Consider the following 13,303-nt stretch of genomic DNA (forward strand, 5'->3'; position numbering starts at 1 on the left):
CAAAATCACCAACCTTACGCCTTTTGACCAACGGTTTCGTCTTCAATGCCCAACTCTTCTTTCACCCAGTCGTAACCTTCGGCTTCCAAACGTTCAGCCAGTTCCGGCCCTCCTGATTTCACAATCCTTCCTTGCATAAACACGTGGACATGGTCCGGTTTGATGTAATTCAACAAGCGTTGATAGTGGGTGATCACGATCACGCCCATTTCCGGGCTCAGCATCGAGTTAACCCCTTTGGAAACGACTTTCAACGCATCAATATCCAATCCGGAGTCCACCTCATCCAAGATGGCAATGCGGGGTTTCAACATCATCATTTGCAAAATTTCGTTCCGTTTTTTCTCCCCGCCGGAGAAACCTTCGTTCAGGTAACGGGTGGCAAACTTCTCATCCATTTCAAGGATTTCCATTTTCTTATCCATTTCACGGATGAACTTCATCAACGAAATTTCGTTGCCTTCCCCTTTTTTGGCGTTGATGGCGCTGCGCATGAAATCGGAATTGGTCACGCCGCTTACTTCAGCCGGATATTGCATCGCCAGGAACAATCCGGCACGCGCTCTTTCATCCACTTCCATTTCCAAAACATCTTCCCCGTCGAGCGTGACACTCCCTTGGGTGACCTCGTAACGCGGATGACCCATCAAAGCGGAAGCCAGGGTGCTCTTACCAGTCCCGTTCGGACCCATGATCGCATGAACTTCTCCGCCATTGACCTCCAAATTGACGCCTTTGAGGATTTCTTTCCCATCCACGGATGCATGCAAATCCTTTATTATCAATTTTGGTGCTGTCGACATAGTCTCATCCTCCATCATGTCTTTTGCCCTTGTTTATCTCCTGAACCGCAACGGGTTGTCATCAACCGGAGATATTCCCTCAACACCGTCCGTTTGGACAGCGTGAAAAGAAAAACCAATCGGACAATCACCCTAAATTAAAGTGATTATCACCTGATTCTCATTTCATTTTACTTCACGATATGGGGTATATCAAGTGAAGATTGGAAATCGTGCGGTTTCAGTCCTCCTCTTTTAATGTGAAGTTATTGGTATTTTTTCTTCATGGGCTCAAAACTACTCATAAATATAACATTTCATCGCCGCACATGAAACTTCATTCTTTGGAATCCGGCAAACGGATGCAAACCTTTTCAATATCATCGCTTTTTCCCGTGAATGCCCCGGAAATCTTTAATTTTCCCTTGCTTTTCAGCCCGTTTTCAGGCAAAATATCTTTAGGAGGTTTTTTTCGGAATTCATCGAAATATTTTGCCTCGGGAGATCGTTTCTGCCATCATCAGGTTGATCATCTTTTTTTATTTCCGCACCTTTTTGAATAAGCGCGTTGGTAGGAGGAGTTTTTATGGAAAAAAGCACTTACAGGGTTTCGAAAGAACCATCTTGTATGCCCCCATCTCTTAGCTCTCCGATCGGAATTTACACCAAACCCGCCACAGACACACAATACAAAACAAAAAAGCAGCGATCTTTTTTATTTGGCAACGTGATCATTTCCGAAGAGCCGTCAAACTTCAGCATACCCCTGAAAAAAAAAGATCAAGAACGGTATTTGAACAGCTTTCTTAAAAAAAAATTGCTGCAGCTTTGGAAAAAACATCGCCACATCCTCTCCGTTTCACACCCGTCTGAAGAAAAAACAAACCAGGAAAGAAAACAGATCTACGAAGAATTAAAAATGCTCTTGATCCAATCCTATGAGGAAGATTTCAACATCCCTTTAATTCCGTTTACTTTGTTCGGCTGGTTGCAGTACGTCAAACTCACCGCGCAAATCACGGGCAAAGCCAAAGATGCAAAGCAATGGGATGAAATGGCGCTGTTTTTCCAACAATGTCACAAAAACGATTTGTTGACAGATCTCTTCGAACAAAGGCCTTCAAACAAGTCTCTTGATCAATAAGACTGTTTGACTATGTGTAATGATAAACAAATGAACAAGGCTTCATTTATTCATCTTTGTATGATTCCATTTATAAGCAACCTGAATCAGGATGAGATATAAAACAGCAAAACACCGCCGGAAAAGGCGGTGTTTTTTGTTGGTAAAACTTTTCAGGAACCTTGCAGTTTGTTCATCATCATATATTCTTCTTTAAAATAGTTAATCACTTGTTCCATGATCACTTTTCTCGTCAAAATGCCAACCAGCTTCCCTTTCAAATCAATGATCGGGATATAGGGCCGGTTGACCAGCACTTCGAAAGCAAACGAAAAAATGGAATTGGCCAAAATGCCTGAATGATTTTTATTCATCGCTTCATGAACCGTATATCCTTTCAATTGCGAAAAATCAATTTCATTGCCTTGGCTGATCTTTAACATAAAGTCCAGAATGTCGGTTTTGCTGATGATCCCCTCGACTTGTTCTTGATCATTCACCACAGGCACCGAATTGGTCCCCTTCCGGGTCAGCACCAATAAAGCACGCTCCAGTGACCAGTCCGTGTGGACAACAACAACTTTTTCCTTCGGAATAATGTAAGGAGTAATCTCGCGTGAAAATAAATAATTGTTTTGATCCCGTTTCTGCATAAGCAAAAACTCCCTTACTCTTGGTAATCCCTCCGGCCATTACCACAGAGTGATAAAGATAAGCCCGAATTGACGTCAAAATCTTTTCTCTTTTTTTGTAATGATAACAGTTCCCCAACCATGTTATCTTGTTCCCGAAACCGCTGTCAACGTTCTTATCACTCTTTTATCCATTCCTTAACTTTATTTTATAACAACGCCGGTGAACCTTGAAATATTACGGCCATTAAAAAACAATCCGGCAATTTGCCGGATTGTCAACATTAGTGGGAGAGGTTTTGCCCCTGAATCTGGGAGAGGTTTTGTTGGACCAACGTGGCAGCTTGTGACATGGCCATTCCCCCTCCGAAGGCACTGCTCACGCATGCCGCTTCCAGCACCTCTTGTGCGCTTGCTCCCTGATCACAGGCTCCCTTTGTGTGATAAACAATGCAGTATTCATCATTGGTATAAACGCCGAGTGCCAGCGCGATCAAATGTTTCTCCTTCTTTGACAGGGCACCGTCTTGAAAGCAAGCTTCCGTAAACGCGTTGTACGTTTCCACCACATGCGGAAGTTGCTCTTGGAGTTGGCCGATTCCTTTTTTATAATCCGTCAGGGATTGTTTGACAAAGTTTTCTTGCATCATTCATCTCTCCTTCCATGACTAGTTTTCCTGTACAAAAGAAAAATATACAAATATTCAAATCTATATCTGTAATTACAGTTATTATCTTTACATTAATAAATATATTATTTTAAAATAGAGTAAGATCTTGAACCAATATTGAGAAAGCTTTTTTATAACAGAAAGGAAATGAAAATGGATCAGCAAAAATTACAATTGATCGGCATCATCTTACGCATGGTCAAAGAAATTTATGGAAAAACGATTCATTTGGAAAAGATCTTTCAAGCCAGCAGCGTACATATTTTAGCCCGCGACTTCGATCCGTTTAATGAAATGATTAAGATATTGGAGCTTCCGGATGAAGCCCACACATTATTTTTGGAACTGGTTCAATTGTATTTGGATGACCAAATGACATTGAATGAACTTTTGCTGGAATTTGAAAACCAAACCGGCAAAACCAAAGAAGAAGCTCATGCTTAATCCCATGGACTCCCGCATGAGGAGTCCATGGGTTGTCCATGGGTGTCCTTTCCCCGTTTCTTTTCATTTGATTTCCCCCTGGATCACCGCTCTTTCCCCCGCCATCCGTCTTGGATCCCCGTTCCGCCGTTTTGGAGTTTCATGCTTAAATTATTATCTATAAACTTCACCAACAAAAAATGCGATAATAGTAAAAGTTTATATCATAACAGAAAGGGTTAACCTGTATGAGTACCTGGTTTCTCATCTCACTGGCCAGTGCCGTTACTTTCGGGTTGTCCGGATTTTTGATGAAAGTCAGTTCCGCCCAAAGCGGGGATGATGACTTTTTGTTATGGGGATTATACTTGACCGGCTCTCTCGGATTCGTCTGGTGGGCTGTCAAAACCGGCGATATCCAATTCACATGGCTCAACCTCGCGGCCGGAACTTTGGTGGGAATCGGTTCGGCTTTTGGGAACTTGTTATTTATGAAATCCCTTTCAATCGGCCCTGCAAGCCTTACCTCTCCCCTGGCCAATGCGAACATCATTTTGACCATGGCCATGTCCATGCTCGTTTACGGCGAGAGCATCACGGTGACCGAAGCGACCGGTGCATTTTTGTTAGTTTCAGCCATCATGCTGTTACCGGTGGACCCCAATGAAAACTTACGGATTCAAAACAGGCGCTGGTATCTGCTTATTTTCCTGGCCATGTTGCTGTTCTTTTTCAGAAACGGCGGATTAAAGATTACGGAAGAAATGAATCTTTCCAACACATCCATTTTGTTGATCAGCTATTTATTCGGATGGATTTGGTTCACATGGCAAATTCTCCGCAAGGCGCCGCCGGCCGGGTTTCGCCAAAAGAGCCGCCGCACGGGAATGGTCTGGGGATTGGGAGCGGGATTTTTTTCATTTGCCGGGATGCAACTCTATGCCATCGCTCTGGATCACGGCCCTGCGTCCATCATTGCCCCGATCTTTTCCACAAACAGCCTGGTGGTTGCGCTTCTTTCCATCCTTGTTTTTCGTGAACGCTTATCCCTGATGCAATCCGTGTCTTTAATCCTGTTGTTTGCCGGACTGATTCTGATCCGCATTTGAATCGGAAAAAATTCTCCGGAGGCCCTTCGGTTTTTTTCGAACTTTTGTTATTATTAATCCTTACTCTATGCAAGCAAGGAGTTTTGTCTGATGATCGAAATGTTGGCATTTCAAATCCTTCTGTTGATTTTATGTGGTGTCATTCATTTGGTTTGTCTCTTTCTTTTGGATACCCGGTTTCGGGTAAAAGCGTTTAAAACCATGAAAATCATGCTGTATGTATCGCTCGCCGTAACCGTTCTCCATGTGATCTTTGTTCCCACTTTCGACGCCAAAATGATGTCCGTGTTTTCGCAATCTTTATGGATCATGATGATGTATGAACCTTTGGTGTTTCCATCCCCCCGGTATCAGCACCGGGTGTGGCCCGTCAGTGAACAGTTTGGAAAAAAAGTCATGTATCCCAATCTGGTCATTTTTTTCATCACCTTTTTGTACGCTTTGAAAGCCGGCTACATTTTCGCTGAATAACCGGATTCGCGAGGTGAATCTTTTTCGCATCCGGCCGTCACTTCCGGAACCGAAATCCTAAACCGCCCGCAACTTTCCGTCTCACACCGCGGTTTTAAACCGACATCCTTACGCAAAGGAGATCCAGATCGATGAAAGCACCCGATTTTTCACTTCCCGATTTAAACGGAAACATCCATCAACTGAGCGATTACCAGGGACGGATTGTCTGGCTTGAGTTTTGGACGACCTGGTGTGCCGCTTGCCAGGAGTCCCTGGCCAAAAAAGAAATTTTTTACCGGTCTTTAAAAACGAACCAGGTCGCCTTTCTTACGATCCATGTCTCCGGGCGCGAACCCGATCCCGACCGGGTATACCAATTTGTCCAAGAAGCCGGTTTTCATTTTCCGGTGCTACGCGACCATGGAACCCGAACCTACGACGCTTACCGGCTTTCCTCGGTTCCCACCGATGTCCTGATCACACCAAATGGCGAAATTCACGGCATCTATGACGAAACCGTCCCCTTCACCACGGTCATTCAAGAACTGGGAGCCCTCCTCTCCCGTGAATCTTTTTAATAAAAGGCGCCGGTTTTTCACCGGCGCCTTTTCCATCCGACATGAAACTCCCTTTTTCAAATGTTGTTTATACCGGCATCATGCGCCGAAGACTTTTTCTTAAATTTTCCCGGTAGGGCGGCCGGATCACGCCGTACTCGGTGATGATCGCGGTGACATACTCCGCGGGCGTCACATCAAAAGCGGGATTATAGACGTTGATCCCTTCGGGAGCAATCGGCTTGCCCCAGCTGCTCACGATCTCCTCCGGCGCTCTCTCTTCGATCGGGATCCCGTCACCCGTTTCCGTCTCCAAGTCAATCGATGAAGAAGGAGCCGCCACATAAAAAGGGATTTGGTGCGCCCTGGCCAGGACAGCCAAGCTGTAAGTGCCGATTTTGTTGGCAACATCCCCGTTGGCCGCGACCCGGTCCGTTCCGACAATGACCGCCTGAATCTCTCCTTGTTTCATCACGGCCCCCGCCATGTTGTCGCAAATCAGTGTGACGTCAATCCCTGCCTGCATCAGCTCATATGCGGTCAGCCGCGCTCCCTGCAACACCGGCCGCGTCTCGTCGGCATACACTTTGAGGTTCCATCCCTTCTCGCGGGCGAGATACAGCGGAGCCAGGGCGGTTCCGTACGCACCGGTGGCCAGCCCTCCGGCATTGCAGTGAGTGAGGATGCCCATTCCGTCGTGCAAAAAAGGAAGCAGATGCTCCCCGATTTTCCGGCACACCCTCACATCCTCTTCATGAATGGCTGTCGCTTCTTCCCACACCGCCTGCTTCAAGACGGATACCGGACTTCCTTTGAATGATTCCACCTTGGCTTTTACCCGGTTTAAGGCCCATGACAAATTCACCGCGGTCGGTCTGGCCGAACTCAAATATTCAACCACCCGTTCCAGTTCGGAAAAGAAAGTTTCTTCCCGCCCGGTGACGTGGCGCACGCCCATATACAAACCGTAAACAGCGGCGATACCGATGGCCGGCGCCCCCCGCACAGCCAATGTGACAATCGCATCCCAAACTTCTTCCGGAGTAAAAAGGTGCAAATAAACGGTTTCACGGGGAAGCCTTCGCTGATCCAGCAAAACCAGGTGGTCGTCTTCCCAAAAAACCGATTGCGGATGGGGAATTGTGTAATCTTGCTTCATTTCACCGTCAGCCCTTCCCCGGCTTCCCGGGCCAGCCGGATCAGATCAGCCGCTTGATTTACGGTTTGGCGCTTTAAGACCAGTAGCCGCCCGATTTTTAAAGCCTTGGTTTCTGCCTCGGCGCGGACGGCCGGATCTTCGATCGATTCCAAATCCGCCACGGGAGCCAAACCGATCACGCGCCGCATCATTTTGCAACCGGCAAAGCCCGCCGCGTCCTGAAGCACCTGGTGCAACACGTCATCCAGATACCCCGGTACGGACCACATTTCATCTTTGACATGCTCTTTCCAAAGCGCCCGAAAGGTTTGTTCAAAACCGATCCAAATCTTTTCGGCGGTTTCCAGCAACCAGCTTTGGTAGGTTTCCCTCTGCTTCAGATCCCCGGTGTGCGCTTCATGGGAAACAAAGGAAAGGAAAAGATTGGCGATCACAGCCCCCACGTCAAAGCCGATGGGACCGTAGTAAGCAAATTCCGGATCAATCACTTTGGTGCTGTCTTTTTTCACCATGACGGAACCGGTGTGAAGATCCCCGTGCAGCAAAGCTTGTGCCCGGGTCATAAAGCGTTCTTTCAAATGGGCAATTTCTTTTTTCAGGCGGTCATCGTTCCAGATCGATTCCACCGTTTCCCGGATCAAAGGGTTGAATGAATTGGTTTCGGCATCATAATAAGGATCGGTAAACACCAAATCCTCCGTGATCTTGCACATTTCCGGATTGATGAAGCGGCGGACCTTCTCCTTTTTCTCCCCGGCATCCAGGTAATATTCCGAAGTGAAAAAGAGCGTGTGAGCCAGATATTCCGCCAAATCCTTCGCTAACCGGGGGTATTCCTCTCCCGCGATCAACCCTTTTCGCAAAATGATGTGATCAGACAAGTCTTCCATCACGGTCAAAGCCAATTGATCATCGTAGAAATAAACGGCAGGCACCAAATCCGGCACCCGACGGGCCGCCAGTTTCAAGGCTTCCGCTTCGATGCGGGACCGATCCAGCGTCAACGGCCATGACTCCCCGACCACCCTTGCATACGGTAGCGCCTGTTTGAAGATGAGGCTCCGTCCAGTTGAATGGTCGGCAATGCGAAAGACCAAATTGAGATTTCCATCGCCGATTTCCCTGCAGTCAAGTTCTGCATCGGGGGCAAACCATTCTTTTTTCGAGCGGGCATATTGCACTGCATCTTCTTCCGTGAAATGTTTATAATTTTCAAACATTGGTTGTTTCCTCCTTCCTCCGGGAAGTCCCGCACAAAGGGCGGGACACCGGTCAAGCCGTGAACTCCGGATCTTGATAAGGATGAGCCACCCATCCGGACGGATCGATAAACAGACGCACGGCCACCACTTTCCGGTTCTTCATCAACGTGAAAAAGTGAGGGGTGTTTTCCGGCACGGAGATCACATCTCCGGGGGAAAGCTCCACATCAAAATACCCGGTTCCATCTTTTCCTTTAATCGTGAAAATTCCGTTCCCCGAGACGATGGCCCGCACTTCGTCTTCCGAATGGGTATGCACATTTTCAAACTTCTTCAAGAGCTCTTCCAAATTTTCTGTTGCTTCGGACAGCGCCACCACATCCCATTGGACATAGCCGTTTCGCTTGGCGAGCGATTGGATTTCCTCTTGATAGGCCTTGAGAATCTCCTCTTGCTCTTCCTCATTCAACACAAACTTCTCCCGCAGATGCTGCGGAAGTTTCTCTGTCGGCCATTGTTCAAACAACACGCCTTGTTCTTTGAGAAAGGAACGGACTTCTTGCTCTGATTCCAACCGTTTTCCCGAATTTCTGATGTAAATTTGCGCCATGTGAAAAACCCCTTTCCGTCGGTCTATGAATTTAAAAGCTGAAGCTTTACCTGATACTCAAACAAGAATTCAAAAGCTTCCAAATGGCGTTTGGCAGCAAATACACTGTCACCCCATGCATAGATCCCATGATTTCGGATCAGAACCGCAGGAACCTGCGGATCGATCACCTCGCGAACCGCTTGGGCCAAGTCAGGAATCGAGGCGTGATTGGGAACAACCGGCAGCCGGATCACGGCTCCCTCCTCCCAGATGTTCAGCGCCTTGATGATTTCATGCCCGGAAAAAGAGACGTACCCCGAATCCCCGCACTGCTCTGAAATGAGATTATTATGAACAGTATGAATATGGAAGATCGCGCGGCTTTCTTTTATTTTTTGATAAATCGCCGTGTGGACCAAAGTCTCGGCCGAAGGTTTGAGACAAGTCGGAAACGCCGGTTTTCCCTCTTTGTTCACCAGCAAAAAATCCTCCGGGGTATGAACGGTCTTATCTTTTCCGCTGGCCGTGATGGCGATCAAGTCCGGCTCCCCTTCTTGAACGTCCACCCGGACAGAAAGATTTCCGCTGGTGGCCGGAAACCATCCCCGACCGGCAAAAAGCTCTTTGACCTTTCGCAATTCGTGAAAAGCCTCTTCCACCTTTTCCATTTCCACCCGGATCCGTTCAGGATGTTCCAGTCGCGTCAAATTGCTTGCACCTCCCATCGCCCCGATCATGGCTCAAGATTTCAATCACATCATAAAAAGTGTCAAAAGGCTGGTGATTCAGCCCCTGCTTACGGCATTGTTCCAGCAAAAAGTCCCGGGCAATCGTAAAATCAGCCAGTTTGGCAGCGGCCAAATCAGTAATGCTGTCCCCGATCACAATCCGTTCATACTCCTTTTCATCATAAGAGCGGATTACACTGGTTTTGCACATGCCGCAATCCCCGTCACAATGCTCGTCACAGGGATGCGGCCAGACAATGCGAATCGTCTCCCCGCTGAAATCACTACCGTTGCAATAAATGTTCCCAGCAGGAATCGCGAAGCGGGATAAAACCGGGTACACGAAGAAGTCGATCCCTCCGCTGGTGATCAACAACCGGATATCATTCGACCGGCAATACCGGATAAAGTCTTCAAACCCGGGGCGGATTTCCGCCTGATCAATGGCATAACGCACAATCTCTTCTTTTCTTGCCGTGGGAAGAAGCGAAAACATTAGCCCCACACCTTGCCGGACACTGATACGCCGGGCGAGGATATCGTCTTTCAGCGTTTCCCAGCCTGGCGGGTTAAAATGCTTGAAAATATTGACAATATTATCCTGATTGGTGATCGTTCCGTCAAAATCACAGAAAATCACCCGCTTTAATGAAGACGTCATGTGATACTCCCCCATTTATCCAAAGCCAGCTTTAATTCCGGAGACTCCTGGGCCGCTTCTTCCAACGGACGCCCTTTTACCGCAGCACCGATCGCTTCGACAAATGCTTTTCCCCCTGCCGTTGAACCTTGCGGATGGCCGTGAATGCCTCCGCCCGCATTGACGATGAGATCCATTCCAAAATCCCGCACCATGGCCGGCACCAGCCCCGGATGAATGCCTGCCGACGGAGCCGGAAGGGATGGCCGGTGAACGGTGGAAGAATGACGCAAGTTTTCAGCCACTTTGAGCGCGTCCTCTTTCGGCATGGCCACCGAACCGTAAGGTGAAGGATACAACACCATGTCCGCACCTGCCCATCGCAAAAGTTTTCCCAACAGCAGCGGTGAACTCAAACCGTAATCAGAAGAGGAACAAACCGCACCGGCAAAAGCCGGATGAGCCATGACCGGCACATCGATATCGGGATCCTCTGCCAACCGGTGGAGAATATCCAGCCCGTAAGGAACCGCGTTTAAGAGAAAACAGTCCGCCCCTTGTTCCGCCAAACGTTTGGCTTTATCGGTCAGTTGTGTCACCGGGCCGGTCAGGTTGACCGCATACCAAGTTTTTTGCCCGGTCCGTTCTTCCTTCTCCCGGTTGATCCTTTTGAAAATGCGGATTCTTTCTTCGGCGGGTGCATAATCTTCTCGGAAGAAAATCTCGTCATCTTTGACCAGATCCACCCCGCCATCCACTTGTTGTTGATAAGCTTCCTCCAACTCATCCAATGTCATGCCGATGCATTGTTTAAAAATGCTCATCAACAGCGGACGGCCGGATACATCCAATTTTCGGCGGATGCCTTCGATTCCGAACCTGGGGCCGGGAAACCCGTCCAAAAACGAATCCGGTGCTTCAATATCCATACATTTGATTTTTCCATCCAAGGACAACTTGCCGAACACCGTGGTCAGAAGAGCGGGAAAGTCCGGTGTCAGATTGCGGACCGGATAACCGATTTTGCAAAGGGCTCGCGGTTCTCCGTCCTTTCCCGGCGCCAGCCCGGTCACTTCAATCACTTCACCGAGATGGGCCGCCATCTGTTTTTTCCGGGTCTCCGGCAATTCCGTCCATGTTCCCGCCGTCAAACCGACAGCAATGCTTTTGGCTTTTTTGTGGAAATCATGCTCCCCGTGAATCAGATAGGTCGCAATGATATACTCCCGATCAGTTGCCACTTGCCATCACCATCCTTCAATCAATGATGCTTTACCATACAGCGGTAACCGCCCGCTTATGCCAGGTAATAAAAAAATCCCTTTCTGCAGATGCAAAAAGGGATAAACCAATCTATCATTATCACCTTCTCTCATCTGTCAGAACCGCTCAGCGTCCTGCAGGAATTGGCACCTTTCTGCTTCATGCAGATGGTTGCCGAGGATTCATCGGGCCTGTCCCTCCACCTCTCTGGATAAGAGAATCGATCCGTCTATTCAGTTTTCATTAGTTTCTTTAATTTAGCATATAATTTTTAAGGAATCAATAATTTTGACTTAAATTTTTCATTTCATTTTTGAATAAAAAAACAAGCGCCGGAATGCTCACACTCCGGCGCTTTTCTTTGCGTCACAAATTATTTAAAGCCTCTTGAACCGGTTGATCCCCTGTGACCAAATCAAACGAACGGCGATAAGTATTTTCATGTTCCAATGCTTCCACCACGACTCTCGCCACATCCGCTCTCGGAATGGAAGCCGGTTTTTCAATATGTTCAAGGAGCAAGACCGTGCCTTTGGCCGGATCATTTGTCAAAGCTCCGGGGCGAATGATGGTGTAATTGAGGGAACTGTTGCGCAATCGTTCATCGGCCCTTTTTTTGGCAACCAAATAATGGCGGATGGAATCCGGCCCTTTTTCCGGATGATCCGCCCCGATGGAACTGATCATCACAAAGCGACGGACTTGATACTGTTCTGCGGCCTCAATCGCCTTAAAGGCACCGTCCAGGTCCACCAAAATGGTTTTATCCGGACCAGTGTGACCGCCTGAACCAGCTGAGAATATGACCGCGTCCATACCCTTTGCCCAATGGGAAAAATCTTTTTCCAAATCGCCGATGACCACCTCATCCGCTCCCAGTCTTTCAATGACCGGCACTTGTTCTTCTTTGCGAACCATGGCCCGAAGGTGATGAGGCGTTTCTTTCAACAGCGATACCAATTTCCTGCCGATTTTTCCATTGGCGCCAAGGAGCAAAATGTTCATGTTACCAGACTCCCTTTGATTGAATGTTTCTGTTGTCACAATATGAACCTTTCCACCCGAACTCCCCCCGTCAAACCTCTTTATGGATAATTTCGCATTTCCCCTTGTTCCTGATTCATTCTTTTTTTATAATGGATTCAGAACACTTGTTCGATATCTTATGTGGGGGAGTCGTTATGCAATATCAGCCTGAAAAACTTTTGGATCTTGCGCGCTTTTTGCTTCCCAATGATCCAACCCTGGCCGAAGAAGTCGATTTTTGCATAAAAAATCCCAAAGAATATTTATTAACCACGTTGATGATGGATTCCGTTCCACTTAGTAATCTTCCCTGGTTTGCACTGATTCACTCTTTGAAACAGCGAAATTTGATCTTTACTTTTGACGAATCCCTCATTTCCGCCTGGTTCAGCACCAAACACGACAAAAAAACCAAACGGTTTGCATGGGTGATCCGTGACGGCAAATGGAACGAATGCCATTTCGCTTCTTCAGACCCGGTCAGCCATCCTTATGTCCGGTTTTTCTTTCAATTAGCCAATCATTATTTGGAACCTCTTCAATATGTTTTATGCTCTTTGACACCCACGCTTCATCCTTACACCTTAACCATTTTGCCCATGCAGACGGCCAAACATTGTCAGGAACTGGCTTTTGAATCCGGATACGGAACCCTGTGGATTGAAAAGGATTTGCCCTTTCAACCGGAACCGCATTATGGACTGTTGATTCCTGCATTTATCCATCTACTGGAAAAAGAAAACCCTTTTTGGGTCTCATGATGTAAGGAAAGCCCCGCAGACATAGTCTGCGGGGCTTTTTCAAGTGTTCCCTGAAAACCAAAGAGTGTGAGACATGACTCTTTGAAACGTTTTTGCTCGAAATGAGCTCCTTAGAAAGGAGGTGATCCATCCCCACCTTCCGGTAGGGATACCTTGTTACGACTTCACCCCAATCATCTGCC

16 protein-coding genes, 1 rRNA gene and 1 riboswitch are annotated in these 13,303 nt (G+C 47.5%); of the genes, 6 read left to right on the top strand and 11 right to left on the bottom strand.

The window, feature by feature from the left end; translation table 11 throughout:
- Positions 1-14 precede the first annotated feature (14 nt).
- Positions 15-803, bottom strand: a complete 789-nt coding sequence (sufC, locus tag I8U23_RS11460; RefSeq protein ID WP_037994789.1) for a Fe-S cluster assembly ATPase SufC — start codon at positions 801-803, stop codon at positions 15-17.
- A gap of 565 nt (positions 804-1,368) precedes the next feature.
- On the opposite strand from sufC, the gene I8U23_RS11465 reads away from it, so the two are divergent.
- Entirely contained in the window at positions 1,369-1,926 is a 558-nt protein-coding gene (locus tag I8U23_RS11465; RefSeq protein ID WP_049719627.1) for a DUF928 domain-containing protein, read from the top strand.
- A 152-nt stretch (positions 1,927-2,078) separates the two neighbouring features.
- On the opposite strand, the gene I8U23_RS11470 is transcribed toward I8U23_RS11465, so the two are convergent.
- Positions 2,079-2,558 (bottom strand): CBS domain-containing protein, encoded by a 480-nt coding sequence (locus tag I8U23_RS11470; RefSeq protein WP_037994792.1) that lies wholly within the window; start codon positions 2,556-2,558, stop codon positions 2,079-2,081.
- A 263-nt stretch (positions 2,559-2,821) separates the two neighbouring features.
- Positions 2,822-3,187: a carboxymuconolactone decarboxylase family protein gene (locus I8U23_RS11475; protein WP_037994793.1), complete on the bottom strand. Its 366-nt coding sequence runs from the start codon at positions 3,185-3,187 to the stop codon at positions 2,822-2,824.
- A gap of 174 nt (positions 3,188-3,361) precedes the next feature.
- On the opposite strand from I8U23_RS11475, the gene I8U23_RS11480 reads away from it, so the two are divergent.
- The 4 genes from I8U23_RS11480 to I8U23_RS11495 all read left to right on the top strand — a co-directional run bounded on the left by I8U23_RS11480 (position 3,362) and on the right by I8U23_RS11495 (position 5,771).
- Positions 3,362-3,652: a hypothetical protein gene (locus I8U23_RS11480; protein WP_037994796.1), complete on the top strand. Its 291-nt coding sequence runs from the start codon at positions 3,362-3,364 to the stop codon at positions 3,650-3,652.
- Positions 3,653-3,879: 227 nt separating this feature from the next.
- Positions 3,880-4,740, top strand: a complete 861-nt coding sequence (locus tag I8U23_RS11485) for an EamA family transporter (protein WP_049719626.1) — start codon at positions 3,880-3,882, stop codon at positions 4,738-4,740.
- Positions 4,741-4,830: 90 nt separating this feature from the next.
- Complete coding sequence (locus I8U23_RS11490; RefSeq protein WP_037994799.1) at positions 4,831-5,211, top strand: hypothetical protein; 381 nt, start codon at positions 4,831-4,833, stop codon at positions 5,209-5,211.
- 131 nt (positions 5,212-5,342) lie between these two features.
- Positions 5,343-5,771 (top strand): TlpA family protein disulfide reductase, encoded by a 429-nt coding sequence (locus tag I8U23_RS11495; protein ID WP_049719625.1) that lies wholly within the window; start codon positions 5,343-5,345, stop codon positions 5,769-5,771.
- 67 nt (positions 5,772-5,838) lie between these two features.
- Here the strand turns inward: I8U23_RS11495 and mtnA are convergent, their stop codons facing one another.
- The 7 genes from mtnA to I8U23_RS11530 all read right to left on the bottom strand — a co-directional run bounded on the left by mtnA (position 5,839) and on the right by I8U23_RS11530 (position 12,339).
- The gene (mtnA, locus tag I8U23_RS11500) at positions 5,839-6,909 is read right to left on the bottom strand and encodes an S-methyl-5-thioribose-1-phosphate isomerase (protein ID WP_049719624.1); all 1,071 of its coding nucleotides are present in this window, start codon (positions 6,907-6,909) and stop codon (positions 5,839-5,841) included.
- Positions 6,906-8,129 carry an S-methyl-5-thioribose kinase gene (gene mtnK / locus I8U23_RS11505; RefSeq protein WP_198051062.1) on the bottom strand — a complete coding sequence of 408 codons (1,224 nt, stop codon included), beginning with the start codon at positions 8,127-8,129 and terminating at the stop codon, positions 6,906-6,908. The genes mtnA and mtnK overlap by 4 nt, the downstream gene beginning before the upstream one ends.
- A 52-nt stretch (positions 8,130-8,181) precedes the next feature.
- Positions 8,182-8,721: a 1,2-dihydroxy-3-keto-5-methylthiopentene dioxygenase gene (locus I8U23_RS11510; RefSeq protein ID WP_037994803.1), complete on the bottom strand. Its 540-nt coding sequence runs from the start codon at positions 8,719-8,721 to the stop codon at positions 8,182-8,184.
- A 23-nt stretch (positions 8,722-8,744) separates the two neighbouring features.
- Positions 8,745-9,371, bottom strand: coding sequence for a methylthioribulose 1-phosphate dehydratase (gene mtnB, locus I8U23_RS11515; protein ID WP_037994823.1), 627 nt, complete (start codon positions 9,369-9,371; stop codon positions 8,745-8,747).
- A gap of 16 nt (positions 9,372-9,387) precedes the next feature.
- Positions 9,388-10,092: a 2-hydroxy-3-keto-5-methylthiopentenyl-1-phosphate phosphatase gene (locus I8U23_RS11520; RefSeq protein ID WP_121874381.1), complete on the bottom strand. Its 705-nt coding sequence runs from the start codon at positions 10,090-10,092 to the stop codon at positions 9,388-9,390.
- Positions 10,089-11,312: a 2,3-diketo-5-methylthiopentyl-1-phosphate enolase gene (locus I8U23_RS11525; RefSeq protein WP_037994805.1), complete on the bottom strand. Its 1,224-nt coding sequence runs from the start codon at positions 11,310-11,312 to the stop codon at positions 10,089-10,091. Before I8U23_RS11525 ends, I8U23_RS11520 begins: the two co-directional genes overlap by 4 nt.
- Before the next feature lie 128 nt (positions 11,313-11,440).
- Positions 11,441-11,552: riboswitch (SAM riboswitch) on the bottom strand.
- A 148-nt stretch (positions 11,553-11,700) separates the two neighbouring features.
- Positions 11,701-12,339 carry an SDR family oxidoreductase gene (locus I8U23_RS11530; RefSeq protein ID WP_037994806.1) on the bottom strand — a complete coding sequence of 213 codons (639 nt, stop codon included), beginning with the start codon at positions 12,337-12,339 and terminating at the stop codon, positions 11,701-11,703.
- 176 nt (positions 12,340-12,515) lie between these two features.
- Between I8U23_RS11530 and I8U23_RS11535 the strand changes: the two genes are divergently transcribed.
- Entirely contained in the window at positions 12,516-13,121 is a 606-nt protein-coding gene (locus tag I8U23_RS11535) for a DUF6630 family protein (RefSeq protein WP_198051063.1), read from the top strand.
- Positions 13,122-13,235: 114 nt separating this feature from the next.
- On the opposite strand, the gene I8U23_RS11540 is transcribed toward I8U23_RS11535, so the two are convergent.
- Positions 13,236-13,303, bottom strand: a 16S ribosomal RNA gene (locus I8U23_RS11540); the annotation flags it as partial.

It is taken from the genome of Thermoactinomyces sp. CICC 10735, from assembly GCF_016055175.1.
GTDB classification, from domain to species: Bacteria; Bacillota; Bacilli; order Thermoactinomycetales; family Thermoactinomycetaceae; genus Thermoactinomyces; species Thermoactinomyces vulgaris.